The sequence below is a fragment of the Ramlibacter henchirensis genome (assembly GCF_004682015.1).
GTDB classification, from domain to species: Bacteria; Pseudomonadota; Gammaproteobacteria; order Burkholderiales; family Burkholderiaceae_C; genus Ramlibacter; species Ramlibacter henchirensis.
The window spans coordinates 1,200,253-1,219,975 of the sequence record NZ_SMLM01000001.1; the positions used below are offsets into that span (position 1 = coordinate 1,200,253).

At 69.9% G+C, this 19,723-nt stretch carries 21 protein-coding genes and 1 pseudogene; 11 read left to right on the forward strand and 11 right to left on the reverse strand.

The window, feature by feature from the left end:
• The 4 genes from EZ313_RS05980 (at window position 1) to EZ313_RS05995 (ending at window position 5,202) form a co-directional block, all read left to right on the forward strand.
• Complete coding sequence (locus EZ313_RS05980) at window positions 1–714, forward strand: TetR/AcrR family transcriptional regulator (RefSeq protein ID WP_135262278.1); 714 nt, start codon at window positions 1–3, stop codon at window positions 712–714.
• Window positions 711–2,759, forward strand: a complete 2,049-nt coding sequence (gene paaZ / locus EZ313_RS05985) for a phenylacetic acid degradation bifunctional protein PaaZ (RefSeq protein ID WP_135262279.1) — start codon at window positions 711–713, stop codon at window positions 2,757–2,759. Before EZ313_RS05980 ends, paaZ begins: the two co-directional genes overlap by 4 nt.
• A gap of 173 nt (window positions 2,760–2,932) precedes the next feature.
• Entirely contained in the window at window positions 2,933–4,003 is a 1,071-nt protein-coding gene (locus tag EZ313_RS05990; protein ID WP_135262280.1) for an RNA methyltransferase, read from the forward strand.
• A gap of 32 nt (window positions 4,004–4,035) precedes the next feature.
• Window positions 4,036–5,202 carry a PAS domain-containing sensor histidine kinase gene (locus EZ313_RS05995; protein ID WP_135262281.1) on the forward strand — a complete coding sequence of 389 codons (1,167 nt, stop codon included), beginning with the start codon at window positions 4,036–4,038 and terminating at the stop codon, window positions 5,200–5,202.
• On the opposite strand, the gene EZ313_RS06000 is transcribed toward EZ313_RS05995, so the two are convergent.
• On the reverse strand, window positions 5,162–5,590 hold the full coding sequence (locus EZ313_RS06000; RefSeq protein ID WP_135262282.1) for an SRPBCC family protein: 429 nt from the start codon (window positions 5,588–5,590) through the stop codon (window positions 5,162–5,164). The two genes, EZ313_RS05995 and EZ313_RS06000, sit on opposite strands and share 41 nt — an antisense overlap.
• The gene (locus EZ313_RS06005; protein WP_135262283.1) at window positions 5,590–6,564 is read right to left on the reverse strand and encodes a LysR substrate-binding domain-containing protein; all 975 of its coding nucleotides are present in this window, start codon (window positions 6,562–6,564) and stop codon (window positions 5,590–5,592) included. The genes EZ313_RS06000 and EZ313_RS06005 overlap by 1 nt, the downstream gene beginning before the upstream one ends.
• A 78-nt stretch (window positions 6,565–6,642) precedes the next feature.
• Between EZ313_RS06005 and EZ313_RS06010 the strand changes: the two genes are divergently transcribed.
• Window positions 6,643–6,927, forward strand: a complete 285-nt coding sequence (locus EZ313_RS06010) for a DUF2917 domain-containing protein (protein WP_135262284.1) — start codon at window positions 6,643–6,645, stop codon at window positions 6,925–6,927.
• A gap of 12 nt (window positions 6,928–6,939) precedes the next feature.
• Here the strand turns inward: EZ313_RS06010 and EZ313_RS06015 are convergent, their stop codons facing one another.
• From EZ313_RS06015 to EZ313_RS06020, 3 genes and pseudogenes are all read right to left on the reverse strand, one after another.
• Window positions 6,940–8,547: a 4-hydroxyphenylacetate 3-hydroxylase family protein gene (locus EZ313_RS06015; RefSeq protein ID WP_135262285.1), complete on the reverse strand. Its 1,608-nt coding sequence runs from the start codon at window positions 8,545–8,547 to the stop codon at window positions 6,940–6,942.
• A gap of 138 nt (window positions 8,548–8,685) precedes the next feature.
• Window positions 8,686–9,132 (reverse strand): sensor histidine kinase, encoded by a 447-nt coding sequence (locus EZ313_RS23860; RefSeq protein WP_476748473.1) that lies wholly within the window; start codon window positions 9,130–9,132, stop codon window positions 8,686–8,688.
• 57 nt (window positions 9,133–9,189) lie between these two features.
• Window positions 9,190–10,191: pseudogene (locus EZ313_RS06020) on the reverse strand (PAS domain-containing sensor histidine kinase); the annotation flags it as partial.
• A 148-nt stretch (window positions 10,192–10,339) separates the two neighbouring features.
• On the opposite strand from EZ313_RS06020, the gene EZ313_RS06025 reads away from it, so the two are divergent.
• Both EZ313_RS06025 and EZ313_RS06030 read left to right on the forward strand, forming a co-directional pair.
• Window positions 10,340–11,521, forward strand: coding sequence for a DNA topoisomerase IB (locus EZ313_RS06025; protein WP_135262287.1), 1,182 nt, complete (start codon window positions 10,340–10,342; stop codon window positions 11,519–11,521).
• Window positions 11,522–11,695: 174 nt separating this feature from the next.
• Entirely contained in the window at window positions 11,696–13,213 is a 1,518-nt protein-coding gene (locus EZ313_RS06030) for a hybrid sensor histidine kinase/response regulator (RefSeq protein ID WP_135262288.1), read from the forward strand.
• A 12-nt stretch (window positions 13,214–13,225) separates the two neighbouring features.
• Here EZ313_RS06030 and EZ313_RS06035 read toward each other — a convergent pair whose 3' ends face one another.
• Together EZ313_RS06035 and EZ313_RS06040 are read right to left on the reverse strand one after the other, a co-directional pair.
• The gene (locus tag EZ313_RS06035) at window positions 13,226–13,510 is read right to left on the reverse strand and encodes a GNAT family N-acetyltransferase (protein ID WP_167772532.1); all 285 of its coding nucleotides are present in this window, start codon (window positions 13,508–13,510) and stop codon (window positions 13,226–13,228) included.
• Window positions 13,507–14,403, reverse strand: a complete 897-nt coding sequence (locus EZ313_RS06040) for a nucleotidyltransferase (RefSeq protein WP_135262290.1) — start codon at window positions 14,401–14,403, stop codon at window positions 13,507–13,509. Before EZ313_RS06040 ends, EZ313_RS06035 begins: the two co-directional genes overlap by 4 nt.
• 199 nt (window positions 14,404–14,602) lie before the next feature.
• On the opposite strand from EZ313_RS06040, the gene EZ313_RS06045 reads away from it, so the two are divergent.
• Both EZ313_RS06045 and EZ313_RS06050 read left to right on the forward strand, forming a co-directional pair.
• Window positions 14,603–15,391 carry a metallophosphoesterase family protein gene (locus EZ313_RS06045; protein WP_135262291.1) on the forward strand — a complete coding sequence of 263 codons (789 nt, stop codon included), beginning with the start codon at window positions 14,603–14,605 and terminating at the stop codon, window positions 15,389–15,391.
• 23 nt (window positions 15,392–15,414) lie between these two features.
• Complete coding sequence (locus EZ313_RS06050; RefSeq protein WP_135262292.1) at window positions 15,415–15,606, forward strand: hypothetical protein; 192 nt, start codon at window positions 15,415–15,417, stop codon at window positions 15,604–15,606.
• Window positions 15,607–15,615: 9 nt separating this feature from the next.
• On the opposite strand, the gene EZ313_RS06055 is transcribed toward EZ313_RS06050, so the two are convergent.
• The 4 genes from EZ313_RS06055 to gloA form a co-directional block, all read right to left on the reverse strand.
• Window positions 15,616–16,746 (reverse strand): NAD(P)/FAD-dependent oxidoreductase, encoded by a 1,131-nt coding sequence (locus tag EZ313_RS06055; protein WP_135262293.1) that lies wholly within the window; start codon window positions 16,744–16,746, stop codon window positions 15,616–15,618.
• 46 nt (window positions 16,747–16,792) lie between these two features.
• A complete protein-coding gene (locus EZ313_RS06060; RefSeq protein WP_135262294.1) occupies window positions 16,793–17,350 on the reverse strand; it encodes a hypothetical protein in 558 nt (185 codons plus the stop codon).
• Complete coding sequence (locus EZ313_RS06065) at window positions 17,347–17,928, reverse strand: hypothetical protein (protein ID WP_135262295.1); 582 nt, start codon at window positions 17,926–17,928, stop codon at window positions 17,347–17,349. Before EZ313_RS06065 ends, EZ313_RS06060 begins: the two co-directional genes overlap by 4 nt.
• A gap of 159 nt (window positions 17,929–18,087) precedes the next feature.
• Complete coding sequence (gene gloA / locus EZ313_RS06070; RefSeq protein ID WP_135262296.1) at window positions 18,088–18,474, reverse strand: lactoylglutathione lyase; 387 nt, start codon at window positions 18,472–18,474, stop codon at window positions 18,088–18,090.
• 93 nt (window positions 18,475–18,567) lie between these two features.
• Here gloA and EZ313_RS06075 point away from each other — a divergent pair, with 93 nt between their 5' ends.
• Together EZ313_RS06075 and EZ313_RS06080 are read left to right on the forward strand one after the other, a co-directional pair.
• Complete coding sequence (locus tag EZ313_RS06075) at window positions 18,568–19,287, forward strand: SGNH/GDSL hydrolase family protein (protein ID WP_135262297.1); 720 nt, start codon at window positions 18,568–18,570, stop codon at window positions 19,285–19,287.
• A gap of 7 nt (window positions 19,288–19,294) precedes the next feature.
• Window positions 19,295–19,723 (forward strand): DUF1810 domain-containing protein, encoded by a 429-nt coding sequence (locus EZ313_RS06080; RefSeq protein WP_135262298.1) that lies wholly within the window; start codon window positions 19,295–19,297, stop codon window positions 19,721–19,723.

Sequence of the window (19,723 nt, forward strand, 5' to 3'; positions counted from 1 at the left end):
ATGGGCCGCGGCCGCCACGCCGGATACGACGACCAGCGCGAGGCGATCCTGGCCAGCGCGGCGCGGCTGTTCGCGACGCAGGGCTACTCCGCCACGTCGATGAACCAGGTGGCCGACGCCTGCGGACTTTCCAAGGCTACGCTCTACCACTACTACCGCGACAAGTACGCCCTGCTGTTCTCGATCGCCGACACGCACGTGGAGCGGCTGCAGCGGATCGCGTCTGAATCGGCCGAGGGCCGCGGCACGGCCGAAGCCAAACTGCGCACGCTGATCGCGCGGCTGGTGGAGGAATACGCGGATGCGCAGGACGAGCACTGGGTGCTGACCAGCGAGGTGCGCTTCCTCGAACCCGCCGACCGCCGCCGCATCCTCGACCGCGAACGCGAGGTCGTCTCGGCTTTCGCGAAAGCGGTCTCCGCCGTGCGGCCCGACCTGCAGCAGGCCGCCCTGGCCAAGCCCCTGACCATGCTGCTGTTCGGCATGGTCAACTGGATGTTCACCTGGATGAAGCCCGACGGCGCGCTGGACCATGCGGCGATGGCGCCGATCGTTTCGGATCTGTTCCTGGGTGGGCTGGGCGCCGTGAAGCAGCCCGAAGGCTCCTTCTCCCGCTCGCGGGAGAAGGCGGGGGATGAGGGCGAGCGCCGCCGCACCCTCACCCCAACCCTCTCCCGCACGCGGGAGAGGGAGCAAGACAAGGAGATCCCATGACCACCCCCATCCTCCAAAGCTACGTCGCCGGCCGCTGGGTCGGCCGCGAGGCGGCGCAGACGCTGCGCAGCGCCGTCAACGGCAAGCCGGTCGCCAGCACGCATGCGGACAAGCTGGACTTCGCCGAGGCGGTGCGGCACGCGCGCAAGGTCGGCGTGCCCAACCTGCTCAAGCTCGATTTCCAGGAACGTGCCGAACGCCTGAAGGCCCTTGCCAAGTTCCTCGCCGAGCGCAAGGAGGAGCTGTACGCCGTGTCCGCCCACACCGGCGCGACGCGCACCGACGGCTGGATCGACATCGAAGGCGGCAGCGGCACCTTGTTCGCCTATGCCGGGGTCGGCGCCAACGAGCTGCCCTCGGGCAACCTGGTGCATGAAGGCCCGGCCATTCCGCTGGGCAAGAAGGGCGCTTTCGCGGGCACGCACATCCTGGTGCCGCGTGGCGGCCTCGCGGTCCACATCAATGCGTTCAACTTCCCGGTGTGGGGCCTGCTCGAGAAATTCGCGCCCAGCTTCCTGGCCGGCGTGCCCTGCATCGGCAAGCCCGCTACCTCGACCAGCTACCTCACCGAGAAGGCCGTGCGGCTGATGGTCGAATCCGGCCTGCTGCCCGAGGGCAGCCTGCAGCTGGTGATCGGCTCCACCGGCGACCTGCTCGACCAGCTGGACGGCGCGGACGTCGTCACCTTCACCGGCTCGGCCGACACGGCTGCCAAGCTGCGCGTTCATCCCAACATCGTTCGCCACTCGGTCGCCTTCAACGCCGAGGCCGACTCGCTGAACATGGCGGTGCTCGCACCCGATGTCACGCCCGAGGACGAGGAGTTCGACCTCTTCGTCAAGGAAGTGGTGCGCGAGATGACGGTCAAGGCGGGCCAGAAATGCACCGCGATCCGCCGCGCCATCGTGCCGCGCAAGCATGTCGATGAAGTCGCCAGGCGCCTGCGTGCCCGGCTCGCCAAAGTGGTGGTGGGCGATCCGGCGCTGGAGGACGTGCGCATGGGTGCACTGGCATCGCTCGACCAGCGGGTTGACGTGGCCGAGCGCGTCAAGGCGCTGATGAAGAACGCCGAGCTGGTCTTCGGCGAGCAGGACGGCTTCGCCCCGCGCGGCGACGGCGTGGCCGAGGGCGCGTTCTTCGCGCCGACGCTGCTGCTGGCGAAGAACGCGGCCGGCGACGACAGCGTGCACGACATCGAGGCCTTCGGGCCGGTCAGCACCTTGATGCCGTACGAGGACCTGGACGAAGCACTGGTGCTCGCGGCCAAGGGCAAGGGCAGCCTGGTGGGCACGCTCGTGACGCGCGATCCGGCGACGGCGGCCCGCTTCGTGCCGGCCGCGGCGGCCACGCACGGACGCATCCTCGTGCTGGACCGTGAAGCCGCGGCCGAGTCCACCGGCCACGGCTCGCCGCTGCCGCTGCTCAAGCACGGCGGCCCGGGACGCGCCGGCGGCGGGGAGGAGCTGGGCGGCCTGCGCGCCGTCAAGCACTACCTGCAACGCGCGGCGGTGCAGGGCTCGCCGACCATGCTCTCGGCCGTGACACGCGAGCACGTGCGCGGCGCCAAGGTGCGCGAGAGCGAAGTGCATCCCTTCCGCCGCCACTTCGAGGACCTGCAGATCGGCGACTCGCTGCTGACGCACCGGCGCACCGTCACCGAAGCCGACATCGTCGCGTTCGGCGGCCTGTCGGGCGATTTCTTCTACATGCACTTCGACGAACTCGCGGCCAGGGACAGCCCGTTCGGCAAGCGCATCGCGCACGGCTACTTCGTGCTGTCGGCGGCGGCCGGCCTGTTCGTCTCGCCCGCGCCGGGCCCCGTGCTGGCCAACTACGGGCTGGACACGCTGCGCTTCATCAAGCCCGTCGGCATCGGCGACACGATCCAGGCGCGCCTGACCGCCAAGCGCAAGATCGACAAGCGCAAGAAGGACGCCAAGGGCGTGGGGCAGGGCGTGGTGGCCTGGGACGTGGAAGTGACCAACCAGGAAGGCGAGCTGGTGGCGAGCTACGACATCCTGACGCTGGTGGCCAAGCGCAACTGAGACTCTTCGATCGAGAGCAGTTCAAGCCGATAGAAAAGCGGACAGGCGTACGCAGAAAACGCAGAGATGGCGCAGAAAGCGCAGAAGGTGCTGATGAAATCCATTGCTGTTTCTGCGTTTTCCGCGTTCCCTCTGCGCTTTCTGCGTACGGCTGTTCCTCTGCTGTGCCCGCCATGAATTCACTCAGCGACATCCACCAACGCCTGCGCGCCGCCGGCGCCGGCCCCGCGCACGAGCGCCGGGTGCTGCGCCTGTGGTCGCACGGCCTGCCGCAGGACAGCGGCCCGCGCGCGATCGAGAGCTTCCTGCCCAAGTCGCTGCGCGACGCGCTGCCGGCGGTCACCAGCGAACTCGACGGGCTCGCCACGCTGGTCTCGCAGCACCCCGGCGAAGACGGTTCCGTGCGCCTGCTCGTGCGCCTCGCCGACGGCCAGACCTGCGAGAGCGTGCTGCTGCCGCGCGGCGGGCTGTGCGTGTCGACGCAGGTCGGCTGCGCGGTGGGCTGCCGCTTCTGCATGACGGGACGCGAAGGCCTGCTGCGCCAGATCGGCAGTGCCGAGATCGTGGCCCAGGCCGCGCTCGCGCGCACGCTGCGGCCGGTGCGCAAGGTCGTCTTCATGGGCATGGGCGAGCCCGCGCACAACCTGGCCCATGTGATGGATGCGATCGACTTTCTCGGCACGGTCGGCAACATCGGCCACAAGTCGCTGGTGTTCTCGACCGTGGGCGATGAGCGCGTGTTCGAGCGGCTGCCGCGCGGCCCGGTGAAGCCGGCGCTGGCCCTCTCGCTCCACACCACGCGCGAGGACCTGCGGGCCGAGCTGCTGCCGCGTGCGCCGCGCATCTCGCCGGCCGACCTGGTCGAGGCGGGCGACCACTACGCGCGATCCACCGGCTATCCGCTGCAGGTGCAGTGGACGCTGCTCGACGGCGTGAACGACACGGCCGAGGAGATCGAGGGCATCGTGCGACTGCTGCACGGGCGTTACGCTGTGCTGAACATGATCCCGTACAACACCGTGGATGGCCTCCCGTACCGCCGGCCCGCATGGGAGAAAGCGGCCGATCTGGCGCGGCAGCTCCACCGCCGCGGCGTGCTCACCAAGCTGCGCCGCTCGGCCGGGCAGGACGTGGAGGGCGGATGCGGTCAGCTGCGGGCACGCGGGAAAGTGGCGGTTCCGGTTACGGAAGTCCTTCGTCCTGCACCGGCCCTCTCCAACAATCGCCGCCTCCATCCCAGTTGAGGCTGCGGGCCGCCGGCTGAAGCAGACCCACGATGACAGCCGACATGCAGCATCCCCCCAGCCCCACCCGCGGTCCCGTCGAAGCAAAGGTGGATGCGCGCAAGCTCCTGGCGAGCGAGGCCCGCTTCCAGCGCCTGCTGGACTCCAACATCATGGGCGTCGGCGTGACGCATTCCAACGGCCAGGTCCTGCAGGCCAACGACGAGTACCTGCGCATCCTGGGGCACACGCGCGAGGAACTGCAGGCCGGACGGGTCTGGTGGGCGCGCCTGACGCCGCCCGAGTTCCTGCCCGTCGACGAGATGGCCATCGCCGAGGCCAACCGCAAGGGTTCCTGCGTGCCCTACGAGAAAGAATACGAGCGGCACAGCGACGGCGTGCGCGTGCCGGTGCAGATCGCGTTCACCACGCTGCTGGACCAGCCCGAGCAGTTCGTTGTCTACGTCATCGACGTGACGTCGCGCAAGACGATCGAGGAGGAGCTGCGCCGCGCCAACCGCAGGAAGGACGAGTTCCTGGCGACGCTGAGCCATGAACTCAGGAACCCTCTCGCCCCGATGGCCACCGCCATACATGTCTTGAGAAAAGTATGTCCCGCCCAGGACGACGAGCTTGCGCGCAGTTCGCTGTCCATCATCGAACGCCAGGTCAGGCACATGACGCGGCTGGTCGACGACCTGCTGGACATGGCGCGCATCACGAGCGGAAAAGTGCTGCTGCGCCGCGAAGAGGTGGAGCTGCTTCCGATCGTGAAGAGCGCGCTGGAGGCGACCCGTTCGCTGATGGAGCGGCGCCGGCACCAGGTCCACCTGGACCTCGGTGAAGAACCGATCCGCCTCCACGCCGACGGCGTGCGTGTCGAGCAGATGCTCACCAACCTCCTGAGCAACGCCGCCAAGTACACCTATGAAGGCGGCCGGATCTCCGTCCGCATCGAACGCGGGGAAGGCGAAGTCGTGATCCGCGTGCAGGACAACGGCATCGGCATCGCCGGGGACATGCTGCCCCTGGTCTTCGAACCGTTCGCGCAGGCGGAAACCGCCCGCGGCTATGCGGACGGTGGACTGGGCATCGGGCTCGCGCTGGTGCGACGGTTCGCGCAGATGCACGGCGGCAGCATCAGCGTGCACAGCGAGGGGCTCGGCGCCGGAAGCGAATTCACGCTTGCCCTGCCGGCGTTGCCCCGGGCTGAGCCGTGAGGGCCTTCTCCATCGCCTTCACGCCCATGCCCATCATCCCTTCGACCGCGGGCGCGAGTTCGTCGGGCAGCAGGTCCACCGTCCACACCATGCGGCTGCCGCCGCCGGCGCGCTCAAGGACCTCGACCGCGGCGTTGTAGTGGCTCGTGCGGCCGCCCTCGGTCCTGTAGACCAGCCGCCGCGCCGCGTCGTCGCGCGTGACCAGCCGCTCGCGCACCTGCATCCCGTTGGCGAAGGTGACCAGCCGCAGCGCTCCGCCTTCTTCCAGGCTGCACGCGGTGACGAAGCCGGGAACGAGCCGCGTGTGCAGCGCGCCGAAGTCGGCGACGGCCTGCCACGCCTCGTCGGGCGAAGCGGCCACATCGAATCGTTTGCAGATCGAAGCCATCAGGTTCTCCTTTCGTCGGGGTGGGTGGCGCTTGCAGCGGCTTCGGCCTGGAGCCAGGCGATGAACGCCTGCGCATCGGGGTTGCGGGCAGCCTGCGGCGCCTGGGTGATGAAGTAGCCGCGCTGGGACGCCGCGGGCGTGCGGAAGGGCGCAACCAGCTTGCCTTCGCGCACCATGTCGGCCAGCAGCGGCAGGCGACCGATGACGATGCCGTGGCCGGCCACGGCGGCCGCGACTGCATCCACGTAGACGCTGAAACGCATGGTGTGCGCCATGTGCACGTCTTCCATGCCCATCAGCTGCAGCCAGGGCTCCCAGTCCACCGTGAGCGGTGCGTCCTTCAGGTCCAGCGCCAGCAGCGTGTGGTGCCGCAGGTCGGCCGGCGTCTTCAGCGGCCGCTTGCGGTCGCGCAGCAGGGACGGCGCGCACATCGGCTGCACGGCCTCTTCGAACAGCCGCGGACCGCGTCCGGCGGCGATCGGGACGAAGCGCACCGCCAGGTCCACGTTTCCGCGGTCCAGGTCCACGATGTTGAGCGTGGCGGAGATGCGCACATCGACCTCCGGATGCGCGGCGGTGAAGCGCGAAAGGCGGGGGATCAGCCAGAACGAGGCGAAGCCCGGCGTGCAGGTGATCGCCACCTGCCGCGAAGGCGAGGCGGCGCGCACCCGCGCCGCGGCGTCGCGCAGCCGCTCCAGGCTGTCGTTCACCGCGCGCTGCATGACGCGGCCGGCGTCAGTGAGGGCCAGCGAACGGTGGCGCCGCTCGAACAGCGGCGTGCCCAGGGACTGCTCCAGCTGCTGCACCTGGCGCGTGACGGCGGGCTGCGAAAGCGCCAGTTCCTCGCCCGCTCGGGTGAAGCTCAGGTGCCGCGCCGCGGCCTCGAACGTGTGCAGCAGGTCGAGCCGAAGCTGGCGCGACCGCGGCTCGGCCCGCGGGCCGGGAGCCGGAGCTTTGACATTCGCTACCTGCATGCGAGTCATGCCGAATCACCATTGGTGTTGAGAGGACCCGGTCAGTATATTCATCCGCGAGTTGCATGCGAGGTGAACATGAAGATCGACAATCCCGGACGGTTCGCGATGCTGCGGCGGACCCTGCTCGAACTGCCGCGAGGCGAACTGCAGGTCGGCTGCTCGTCCGGCAGCCTGTGGCTCACGCTGGACCACGACCCGCGCGACATCGTGCTCGAAGCGGGCGAGCGGATCAGCCTGGACGGTGCACGCCGGGTGCTGGCGTATGCGCTGGAAGACGCGGTGCTCGAGGTGATGCCGTCGCGCGTCCCCGTCGAAGCGCGCGGATCCGTCTGGCTGCGTCCCGCACTGCAGGCCGCGTGAGGACGCGGCCGGCTAGTCCGGCTTGCGCGGGGCCGGCAGCGGCACCATCACCGGCTGGCCCGGCGTGGTGCAGCCCGTGTCGCAGCAGCGCCCGGGCTGCCGGTTCTTCGTGATCGCGCGGCCTTCCTGCGCGAGCACGCCGCGTTCGAGCAGGCGCTCGACGAGGTCGACCTTGTTGCCCACCGGATAGTTGCGCCAGATCTCCTGCTTCATCGCCGCGGGCGAACCGCCGCCATGCAGGCTGATCAGCGAATACCAGCCGCCCTGGTAGGACGCGGTGAGGTCCTCGAGGAAACGCGCCACCTCGATCCGTTTGTCGTACGGCACGGAAGGATTCGCGCGCAACACCTCGGTCAGCGTTGCGCCGGTCGCCGGGTTGTGGTCCTCGTCCGGGCCGGGCAGGGCCACGATCAGGCCGCCCGAGACCTCGTGCGCCAGCCGGTGCATGTCGTAGATCTGCGTGGCCAGCAGCAGCTTGCCGATGTTGGCGAACACCGGCTCGGGCATGAACGAGCCGCTGTGCGGGTCCTGCGTGCCGTACACGCTGGCCGCGACGCCGCAGGCGAAGAAGCCTTCGGTGATCTTGATCAGCTCGACCATGGGCTCGCGCAGGTTGGACTTCTCGCCGGGGTCGAAGCCGTTGGCCTCGCACATGAGCGCGCCGGCGCCGATCAGCAGGTCGCCGAAGCCCGCGCGCGCCGCGATGCAGCTGTGGCGGTGGTGCGTGGCGTAGCTGTAGGTGAGCACCTGGCTGTGCTCCCATTCGCCTTCGTAGAAGACGCGCTCCCAGGGCACGAAGACGCGATCGAACACGACGACCGCCGTCGATTGCCCGTACCGGCGCGAGAAGTGGGCGCTGCCATGTTCCAGCTTCTCGCCCGGCCGGCCCGCGGGGCGCGAGACGATGGTGATGCCGTTGGCGTCGACCGGGACCGCGCAGCAGACGGCGAAGTCGCGGTCGGCCTCGGTCATGTTGCGGCTGGGCATGACCAGGAACTCGTGCATGTAGGGCGCGCCGGTGACGATGGCCTTGGTGCCGCTGATCACGATGCCCCTGGCATTGCGCTCGACCACGTGCACGTAGGTGTCGGGATTGGCCTGCTGGTGCGGTCGCTTGCTGCGGTCGCCCTTGGCGTCCGTCATCGCGATGCCCAGCGTCAGGTCCTCGTCCTGGAAGCGCTCCAGGTAGGCCTGGAAACGCGAGCGGTGCTCGTTGCCGACGCGCGCGTCGTCGATGTGCGCGGTGACCTGTGCCAGCGCATTGAGCGCGTCGTGCGCGAGGTAGCGCTGCGCGCAGCCCGTCTCCTGGCACAGCAGCCGCACCGCTTCCAGCTTGTTCAGCAGGTCGCCCGCCGAATCGTTGACGTGCAGCATGCGGTTGACCACGCGGTTGCGCGAAGCCTGCGTGGCCAGCGCGACCGGCGCGTAGTCCGCATTGCGCGCGAAGTCGTACGTGTAGGCCAAGGCGTTCACGCCGGGCTGCAGCGCGGGATCGTCCGCCACGCTCTCCACCAGGCGGCCGTCGACGTACACGGTGGGCTTGAGGCGCCGCAGCGATTCGCGGTAGTCGTCGCCGCTCATCAGCGGGGCCTGGGTGGGGGCGGTGTCGGAGATGTTCATGGCGCACGCTCCTGGAAGCTTGGGCGTCATTTAAGCACCGCCTGCAGCGAAGGCGGGGGCCCAATGAGCTTCGAGCAAGAGCCAGCGCCTGTGCGTGCCCTCACGCCAGCCCTCTCCCGGAGGAGGGGGCAAGCAAGACTAGTGCGCGGACACCGGAGCCAGCGGCAACCGGAAACTGAACGTCGATCCCCGCCCCGGCCCTTCGCTTTGCGCCTTCATGCTGCCGCCGTGCATCTGCACCAGCGCGCGCGCCAGCGCGAGCCCGACGCCCAGGCCGCTGTCCCCGGCGTGGTCGCCGTCGCCCTGTGCGAACAGCTCGAAGATGCGATCGAGCTCGTGCGGCGCGATGCCGCGTCCGTTGTCCTGCACGGCCACTTCGACGGCATTGCCGGTGCGCCGGGCGCTCACGCTGATCTGGCCGCCCTCGGGCGTGTACTTGGCGGCGTTGACCAGCAGGTTCTGGAGCACCTGCGCGAGGCGCGTGGAATCGCCGTCGACCAGCAGGTGCTCGGAGGGGCCCACCTGCTCCAGCTGGTGGCGGCGCGCCTCGATCAGCGGCCGGGCCGTCTCGATGCTGCGCGCCACGACGTCGCCGATGTCGACCAGTTCGTGCCGCAGCTTGATCTTCCCCGTGGCCAGGCGCGAGACGTCGAGCAGGTCGTCGACCAGCCGCGTGAGCTGCGCCGCCTGCCGGTCGATGATGTCGCGCAGCTTGCGCACCTGCTCGGGCACCTGCGCGTCGATCTTCTGCAGGATCGTCACGGCGTTGCGGATCGGCGCCAGCGGGTTGCGCAATTCGTGCGCCAGCATCGCCAGGAATTCGTTGGTGCGCTGGGTGGATTGCTCCATCTCCTCCAGTCGCCGCTGCAGGGAGAGGTCCTGCGTCACCTTGGCGAAGCCCACCAGCTCGCCATCGCGGCCATAAACCGTCCGCACCACCACCTTGCCCCAGAAGCGGCTGCCGTCCTTGCGGATGCGCCAGCCCTCGTCCTCGAACACGCCGTGGTTGCGAGCCTGCTCCAGCTCGCGGGCGGGCTTGCCGGCGCGCCGGTCTTCGAGCGAAAAGAACACGCTGAAGTGCTTGCCGACGATCTCGCTGCCGGTGTAGCCGTTGATCAATTCGGCCCCGCGGTTCCAGCTCTGGATTCGGCCTTCGGCGTCGAGCATGAAGACCGCGTGGTCCGAGATGCTGTCGACCAGCAGCCGCAGGCGCTCCTCGCTGGCGGTGAGCTCCTCTTCATGGCGGCGCCGCTCGGTCAGGTCGCGCGTCACCTTGGCGAAGCCGGCCAGCTCGCCCGTCGTGGGGTCGTGCAGCGCCGTGATCACCACGTTGGCCCAGAAGCGGGTGCCGTCCTTGCGCACGCGCCAGCCCTCGTCCTCGAAGCGCCCTCCGGCGATCGCGCGGCGCAGCTCCTCGTCGGGCCAGCCGCGCGCCACCGCGTCAGGCGGGTAGAAGATGGAGAAGTGACGGCCGAGGATCTCCTCGCGCGTCCAGCCCTTGAGCTTCTGGGCGCCGCTGTTCCAGGAGACGATCCGGCCGTCCGGGTCGAGCAGGAAGATGCCGTAGTCGACCACGGCCTCGACCAGCAGCTGCAGCCGCTGGTCGATGGAAGCCGAAGAGGGGTTGGTTTCGTTCAAATCCATTGACGCGTGAACGACCGGATTATGCGGCGCGGATGTGAATGGCTGAGCTCTACCGCAGATTTGTCGGCTTCGCCCCGGTTCAAGCGACGCCGCCGTCCTACGCCTCATCAGCTTGCGCACGGCGAGCATGCACGCTCGCAGGACAGCCATGAAGGAAGAGCGCATCGACGAGACCGCCCCCGCCGTCGACCCGGTCGAGGCGGCGCGCTCGGCCGGGCTTGCGTATGTCACGGATGAGGAGCCCGGCCTGCGACGCGAAGCAGTGCGCGACGGCTTCACCTACCTGCGGCCGAACGGCTCCGAGGTGCGCGACGAGCAGACGCTCCAACGCATCCGCAAGCTGGCCATCCCTCCGGCCTGGACCGAGGTGTGGATCTGCCCATCCGCCGACGGCCACCTGCAGGCCACCGGCCGCGATGCCCGCGGCCGCAAGCAGTACCGCTACCACCCGCGTTTCCGCGAGGTCCGCGAGGAGACCAAGTACGAGCACATGCTCGAGTTCGCCCGGGCGCTGCCCGCGTTGCGCGAACGCGTGGCCGGGCACATGGGCCTGCGCGGCCTGCCGCGCGAGAAGGTGCTCGCGACCGTGGTGCACCTGCTGGAAACCACGCTGATCCGCGTCGGCAACGACGACTACGCGCGCGACAACAAGAGCTATGGGCTGACCACGCTGCGCGACAAGCACGTGTCGATCGAAGGCGGCCAGCTCCGCTTCGAGTTCAAGGGCAAGAGCGGCAAGACGTGGCGCCTGCAGGTGCAGAACCGGCGGGTCGCCAAGGTGGTGCGGGCCTGCCAGGAACTGCCGGGCCAGCGCCTGTTCCAGTACCACGACGACGAAGGCGAGCTGCGCGAGGTGACCTCCTCGGACGTCAACGCCTACCTTCGCGAGATCACGGGCCGCGACATCACGGCCAAGGACTTCCGCACCTGGGCCGGCACCGTCATGGCCGCCCTGGCCCTGCAGGAAGTGGAACGGGTGGACACCCAGGCCGCGATGAAGAAGAACGTTCGCACTGCGGTCGAGCGCGTCGCGGCACGGCTGGGCAACACCCCGGCGATATGCCGCAAGTGCTACGTGCATCCCGAGGTGTTCGCGGCCTATGCCGAAGGCGAGCTGTTGCTGGAGATCGAGCGGCGCGCCGAACGGGAGCTGCGCGACCAGGCGGCACTGCGCCCTGAAGAGTCGGCCGTGCTGGCGCTGCTGCAGAGCCGGCTCGAGCGCACGCTGGAAGGGCAGCTCGGCAGGAGCCTGGTTGCGCTCAACGAGAAAAAGAAGAAGCAGGCGCGTCCGCGAAAGACCCGCCGCGTTGCGGCCGAAACCGCGCACTGAAACGATGACATGCTGATGACCACGCGCCGCCGTTTCGCGCCGTCACCACGGCGACGGATTCTTACGTGCGAACGAGCGACCTTCCCACGAGGTTTTTTTGTCGTTGGCTTGGCGCGCAAGCCGAGCCTTTGTTAATCTGCCTCGGCCGCTGCTGCGGCCCAGGGAGGCGACACGATGGTCCCCGCATCCGACCCGACCGGATCGCGCTTCGACGCGATCACGCGGGCGCTTGCGCACATCGCGTGGATCACGGACGCGGAGGGCCACTTCACCGCCCCGCAGCCGACCTGGTCCGCCTACACCGGCCAGCCGTGGGAAGAGCACCAGGCGCTGGGCTGGCAGAAGGCGATCCATCCTGACGACCTGCAGGCGATGTGGCAGGGCTGGCTCTCCGCACGGGCCAACCGGTCGCTCTTCATCGCCGAAGGCCGCATGTGGCACGCACCGACCGGCCGCTGGCGGTTCTTCGAAGTGCGCGCCGTTCCCAACACCGACGAGCAGGGCGAGATCCGCCAATGGATCGGCACCTGCATCGACGTGCACGACCGCCGCACCGCCGAGCAGGCCATGCGCGTGGCGGATCGCCGCAAGGATGAATTCATGGCCGTGCTGGCGCACGAGTTGCGCAATCCGCTCGCGCCCATCCGCAATGCCGTGCACGTGCTCAAGGTCTGCCGTGACGACGATGCCCGCTCGGCCTGGGCTCGCAGCATCATCGAACGGCAGGTCGACCAGATGTCGAGGCTGCTCGAAGACCTGCTGGACGTGACGCGCATCGCCCGCGGCAAGCTGGAAGTGCGGCGCGAGCGGGTGGACCTGAACGAATCGCTCGAACGCGCCATCGAGACCAGCCGCCCGATCCTGGATGCGCACGGCCACCGCTTCCACGCGCAGCTGCCGCAGGAGCCGATGCTGGTCGAGGGCGACGCGCCGCGGCTGGCCCAGGTGTTCGCCAACCTGCTGAACAACGCGGCCAAGTACACCGACCGCGGCGGCGAGGTCGGCCTGCTCGCCGGGGTCGAGGACGGCCAGGCCGTGGTGCGGGTGCGCGACAACGGCATGGGCATCGAAGCCTCGATGCTGCCGCACCTGTTCCGCATGTACTCGCAGGCCGGGCCGGCGCGCGAGCGGGCGCAGGGCGGCCTGGGCATCGGCTTGTCGCTGGTGCGCGGCCTGGTGGAGATGCAGGGCGGCACGGTGGAAGCCAGGTCGGAAGGCCCCGGCCGCGGCAGCGAATTCATCGTGCGCCTGCCTCTGCTGCACGCCATCGCTCCTGCGCCGCGGCCGCCGGAGCGCGAGGCGTCGCCGGAGCGGCTGCGCGTGCTGGTGGCCGACGACAACCACGATGCCGCCCAGACGCTGGCCGTGCTGCTGGAGGTGATGGGGCACGAGGTTCGCGTCGCCGTCGACGGCCAGGAAGCGGTGGAAACCGCCTTCTCCTTCGCGCCCGACGTGGTGCTGCTGGACATCGGCATGCCGCGCATGGACGGCTACGCCGCCGCGCGGCGCATCCGCGAGAAGCTGCCCGGCACCATGCAGATCGCCATCACCGGGTGGGGCCGCCGCGAGGACATGCGCGAGGCCGCAGCCGCGGGCTTCGACCATCACCTGGTCAAGCCGGTGGACCCGGACCAGCTCGCACGCTTGCTGGCAACCGTGCAGCGGCCCAGCCCGGCCGACGCGCCGCACTAGACGCGCGCGCCTTCAGTCCACCACGAGCGGCTGGTACTGCGGATGCCGCTCGATGAAGGCGGCCACGAAGGAACAGGACGGCAGGACCTTGCGGCCCTCGCGCTGCGCTTCGTCCAGCGCGAACTTCACGATGCGCTCGCCGAAGCCGCGGCCCTGGTGTTCCGGCGCGACCTCGGTGTGGACCAGGTCCAGGCGGTCGCCGGATTCGCGGTAGTCGAGGAAGCCGACGACTTTTCCGCCGGCTTCGGCTTCGAAGCGCCGGCGGCCCGCGTTGCGGCGAACGGTGGGTTGCGTCACTGGGGCGGGATCTCGTGCGCGGCCGCCGCCGCCACCGCCTTTGGGGCGGGCACCGTCGGCACCTCGGGTTCGGCCTGCCGCGCGGGGATGGCCTCGGTCCAGTGCGTGACGTCCTCAGGGGTCATCGTGCTGGCCGGCGTGAGGCGCCCGTCGACGTAGCCCAGCTGTTCGATGTCGTGCAGGTACTGCTCGCGCGACAGCAGCGTGCCGGCGCAGATGTGCGGATCCTGCGCGGGGGGCTGGCGGATCTCCGTCGCCAGGCGGCTCATGAGTTCTTCCATCACCCACGCGGGAACATGGTGGCGTTCGCCCGGATAGATGAAGCCGAACAGCGTCAGGTGGGCCAGCAGCACGCGCCAGTTCCCGCCGAAGCGATCGAGCAGCGACGGCCAGTCCAGCCGCTCGGCGTTGACCTGCAGCAGGTGCGCGATGTCGGCGCCGTCGTAGCGCTCGCGCTCCATGATGAAGGCCTTCGAAAGGAGGCTGTCCTCCATGTTGGCCACGCGCACCGGCACGCCCAGCACGTCGGCTTCGGGGTTGTCGTGGAACCAGCGGCCGTCCACCGGCGTCACGCCGTTGCCCGAGTTGAAGATGAGGTCGATGAAGTCCTGGCCCGCGTAGACCTTGGCCAGCCAGTGCGGGTAGGTCAGCTCCGAACGCCAGCCCTCGGCCTGCATGAGCGCGGCCACGCGTTCGTAATCCTCCCGGCGGATGAACAGGTCCAGGTCCTTGGTGGACCGCCGGATCCCGGTGTAACAGGCGTGCGCGAAGGCGCCGCCCACGAGGAAGGGCACGCCTGCCTCGGTCAGCACGGTCAGGGCCCGGCGGTAGAACGCGGCGGTCTCGGGCAGGACCTCTTCCTCGAGGGAAGGCGCGAGCGGCGTGGTGCTCATTCGACTCCAGTTCCGGATGCTCCGGCGTTGGGGTCAGGTCAGCGTAACGGCCGGGCCCAGGGCCGCCACCGGCGCCGTGGCTCCAGCAAGCGTCGGCCTGCGCCTACAGATCGCGACGGCGGATGGACATGTCCCGCGCAAGCATGGCACGGCAGCATGTGCGGGTCTTCCAGCCCCTGCCTCGACCGCCGCGCCATTCATGCCCAAACCCAAATCCGCCAGCAGCATCCGCTTCGCCGCCGTCGGCGACATCCACGTCACCAAGGACCACGCGGGCACGCTGCGCGATTTCTTCGCCCAGGCCTCGGACGCCGCCGACGTGCTGCTGCTTTGCGGCGACCTCACCGACTACGGGACGGCGGAGGAGGCGAAGGTGCTGGCCGATGAACTGGGCAGCGTTTCGGTGCCGATCGTCGCCGTGCTGGGCAACCATGACCACGAAAGCGGCACGCCGGAGAAGGTCAGGGAGATCCTCACGCACGCCGGCGTGCGCGTGCTCGATGGCGAGGCCTGCGAGATCGAGGGCGTGGGCATCGCGGGCGCGAAGGGCTTCGCCGGCGGCTTCGGCCGCGGCTCGCTGGGTTCCTGGGGCGAGCCGGCGATCAAGCTGTTCGTCAAGGAAGCGCTGAACGAGGCCATGAAGCTGGAGGCCGCGCTCGCCAAGCTGCGCACGTCGCGGCGCATCGCCTTGCTGCACTACTCGCCGATCGCCGGCACCGTGCAGGGCGAGCCGCCGGAGATCTTTCCCTTCCTCGGCAGCAGCCGGCTGGAAGATCCCCTGCTGCGCTATCCGGTCGACGCGGTGTTCCACGGGCACGCGCACCGGGGCACGATCGAGGCCCGCACCGTCAATGGCGTCCCCGTCTACAACGTCGCGCGGCCGCTGCTGCTGCGCAAGCGGCCCGGGCAGGCGCCTTTCTGGCTGTTCGAGCTGCCTCGCGAGGAGGCGGCCGCCGCGGCGCCGGCCGAAGCCGCCACCACCACCTGATGCGAACCTCCAAGGAGCGTGAGATGAACAAGGACAAGCAACCGCGGCGTCCGAGCAAGGACCTGCCCGCGGACAAGCTGCACCCGGCCAGCGACATGGGCAAGCGCGCCAAGGGCGGCGACAAGTTCGCCAATCCCGGCCAGCCTCGCCGCATGAAGGGCAGCGACCAGGCCGGGGCGCCGGCCACGACCGGCACGGGCAAGAAAGCCCGCTGACGTCCTCCGTCAAGGGGCTTTGCGACCCGCCGCCAGCATGCCGGCCGTGAGCCCAAAGGCCGCAATGCGCGCCGGCAAGGGTTCGCCGCGGATGAGGGCGGCGCAAGCCTCGCCCATCGCGGGCGACGTCTGGATGCCGTAGCCGCCCTGGGCCGCCACCCAGAAGAAGCGCGGCGCCTGCTCGTCCCAGCCGCCCACCAGGTCGCCGTCGGGCACGAACGAGCGCAGGCCGGCCCAGGTGCGCGTGGGGCGGCGGATGGTCATCGTCGTCATGGTCTGGATGCGGTCGATCGCGATCGCGATGTCCAGCTCCTCCGGCTGCACGTCGTGCGGGTCCACCGGATCGACGTTGGCCGGCGAGCCGAGCAGCATCCCGGCATCGGGCTTGAAGTACCAGTCCTCGCCCGCGCCGGCCGTCAGCGGCCATCTCGAGACGTCCACGCCCGGCGGCGGCGCGAAGATGAAGGCCGAGCGGCGCTTCGGTTGCAGGCCGAGGGGCCGGGCGCCGGCGAGCTGCCCCAGCACATCGGCCCAGGCGCCGGCGGCGTTCACCAGCGCCGGCGCGCCGAAGGTGCCGGCAGCGGTCTCCACCGTCCAGGCGGTCCCGTCGTGCCGCAGGGCGCGCACCTCGGCGTCGGTCACGATGCGCCCGCCCGAGCGCCGCACGCCGCGCAGGTAGCCCTGGTGGATCGCATGCACGTCCATGTCGGCCGCATCGGGCTCATAGGCTGCCCCGACCACCATTTCCGGACGCAGCACCGGCGTGATCTCGCAAGCTTCCGCGGACGTGAGCAGGCGGCCATGCGGGGACAGCTGCCGCAGCACGTCCCAATGCGCCTGCAGCTGCGCCTCCTGGCCGTGGGTGGCGACGAACATCGCGCCGCGCGGCCCCAGCACCGGCTGGTCGGCGAAGCCGGGCGGCGGCGCTTCGAGGAAGGCGCGGCTGGCCATCGTCAGCGCGCGCACCTGCGCCGTGCCGTAGCTTTCCATGAAGAGCGCCGCCGAGCGCCCGGTCGAGTGGTAGCCGGGTTGCGACTCGCGCTCGAGCACAAGCACCCGCGCGTCCCTCGCGAGCCAGTACGCCACCGAGGCGCCGGCGATGCCGGCGCCCACCACGATGAAGTCCGCATGCAGGTCCATGGCCGGATGCTAGTGCAGCCGGCCCGGACCCGCCCGCAGGAGCGCGTCAGAGCGAGAGCAGCCTCTGGAAGAACGAGCGGTAACCGCGCAGGGCGACGCGCAGGTCTTCGGTGTTGGGCTGCGCGTCGTGCCCGAGCCCGGCCTCGAGGCGGGCTCGCTGGTCGGCGAAGCTCGCGGCCAGGCTCTTCATCACCTCGGCCACCAGTTCGTCGGCCTGCTGCACCGCGCGGCGCGGGTCGTCCACGAAGCCGATCTGCACCTGGTCCCAGCGGCCGCGGAAGTCCGCGGCGACCTGCGGCGGGAACAGCGCGGCGAGCTGCTCGGCGGCGCCGGGGCCCATCGCGCCCTCGGGGCGGGCGCGGGCGGTCTCGCCGTGCAACGCGTCGGGCGGTTGCTGCTCGCGCGGCTGCTGCATGGTCGTCGCATCCTGCGGCGGGCGTTGCTGCGGCATGCCTTGCGCAGGCATGCCGCCTTGCGGCGGCTGGCCCTCGGGCCGGCGCGCGCTGTCCTGTGTGGAGGCGGCGGCGCGGTCCGCCGGGACTTCGCGGTGGTGTCCCGCCACGAGGTCGGCGGTGCCTGGGCGGTCGTGTTCGTCGCGGCTCATGATTGCGTCCTCATTCCGGGGTGGTGCGGCGTGTCGTGCCGCTCGGGCGAGTCGACCTCGAGCAGTTCGTCGAACAGCGCGCGGTAGTGGATGACGGCCTGCCGGCGGCCCTCGGTATCGACCTCGCCGCGGTGATCCCGCTCGGCGATCGCGTGGGCCGCGCGGTAGTGCTCGACCACGCCGGGGTGGTGCACGGAGATGTCGGCCGCGCTGCGCTCGAAGTCGCCCATCGGGTAGCCGCGCTTTTGCATCAGGTCGCGCACCAGCGCGTCCGCCTCGGCCAGCGCGCCCTGCGGGTTGTCGACGAAGCGCGCCTGCACCGAGCGCCAGGCCTGGGTGAAGCGCTGCGCGTCGTCGGCCGAGAGCGGCACGATGTTCAGCTTGTCGACCCGCTTGCGGCGGGCCATCAGTTCCGCCTCGGCCTTGTCGCGGCTGCCGAGGGTTTCGACCGTGCGGCCGTACTCCGGCCCGAAGTCGCGCTGCAGGTGGCTCGATTGCCTCTTGCGCCACAACAGCACCAGGGCGACGGCGACCAGGGCAAGGATCACCAGCCCCACCAACAACGACTCAGTGTCCATGGAAGGCTCCTGTGTGAGGGGGACACTTCCAACGTAGGCAAAGGCCACGGCCGCGACTGTCGGAGCAGGCGACGCGCGGGCATGGCCGCGCGGTCCCGTGGACGGTAGGACGGGTCCGGCCTGATGCGCGCCTCGCCCGACCTGCTGAGCCGCGCCGGCTCAGGCGTCGCGCTGGATCAGCTCGATCTTGTACCCGTCGGGATCGGTGACGAAGGCGATCACGGTGCTGCCGCCCTTCACCGGCCCGGGCTCGCGCGTGATGCTGCCGCCGGCCGCGCGGATCCTGTCGCAGGCCGCGTAGACGTCGGGCACGCCCAGCGCGATGTGGCCGTAAGCCGTGCCCATCTCGTAGCTGGACACGCCGTGGTTGTAGGTGAGCTCGATCTCGGCATGCTCGGGGTTGGTGCCGTAGCCGACGAAGGCCAGCGAGTACTTCTGCTCGGGCCGCTCGGTGATGCGCAGCAGCTTCATGCCGAGTACGCGGGTGTAGAAGTCGATCGACCGCTGCAGGTCGCCGACGCGCAGCATGGTGTGGAGGAGTCGCATGGCGCGATTATCCGCAGGCCCGTTCGATCGCGCCGACGCCGCGCATGGGCCGTTTCCCACGCCGCCCCGCGCGCGGCGGTGTCAGAGTGGCGCATGGCTTCCGGTTGGACCCGCCGCGGTTTCGGTGCGCTCACGGCCGCGCTGGCCGCAGGCGGAAAGACGTGGGCCCAGGAGGGCCGCATGTTCACGATCCACACCTTCGGCGACTCCATCCTCGACTGTGCCCGCTACAACGACCGCGGCGTGCACCCCGGCCAGCTAATCGTGCGCAACGACGATTCGCTGTTCCCCGATTTCAGGGGCCGCGACGTGGCTTCGCAGCGGCCGGCCCGGCTCGACCACCGCGCGGTCGACGGGGCGACGGTCGAGGGCCTGGCTTCGCAGACGAGGGGGCTCGCGCCGGACGACAGCGGTGTCGCGCTGCTCACCATCGGCGGCAACGACCTGCTGCGCGGGCTGGCCTCGGATTCAGGCCCGGGCTTGCGGCGGTTCGAATCGCGGCTCGACGTTTTCCTTCGCGGCCTGCGCGTCGGCCCGGTGCTGATCGGGACCGTGTACGACCCGACCTTCGGCGACGACAGCCGCAACTTCCTGGGCGTGGAGGCGCGGGTGGCGCGGGCCAACCACCGGCGCGTCAACGAAGTGCTGGCCGCCGCGGCGAGCCGGCATGGCGCGCTGGTGGACATCCACGCGCACTTCCTGACGGGCGATCCGTCCTGGTACGTCCACACGATCGAGCCGAGCCTGCGGGGGGCGTCGGAGGTGCGGCGCGCGTTCCTGCCGCAGGTGCTGGCGCACGCAGGCCTGCGCTGATCGGACCATGAGCGCAGACCCCTTCCACCTCGAGCGCTTCGTGCAAGCGCAGGAGCCCGTGTGGTCGTCCGTGTGCGATGAGCTGCGGGCGGGCAGGAAGCAGAGCCACTGGATGTGGTTCGTGTTCCCGCAGCTGGCGGTGCTGGGACGCAGTTCCATGGCGAAGCATTACGGGCTTTCAGGCCTGCAGGAGGCGAAGGCGTATCTCGCGCATCCGGTGCTCGGACCGCGCCTGCGCAGCTGCTGCGAGATGCTCTTGCGGGTGCAAGGCCGCACGGCGGAGGACATCTTCGGCGGCATCGATGCGATGAAGCTGCGGTCTTGCCTGACCTTGTTCATGGAAACGGCGCGGGACGAGATGGTGTTTCGCGAGTGCCTGGTCAAGTTCTTCGCGGGCGACGTCGATCCGTTCACCACGGGACAGGTGGGCGGCTAG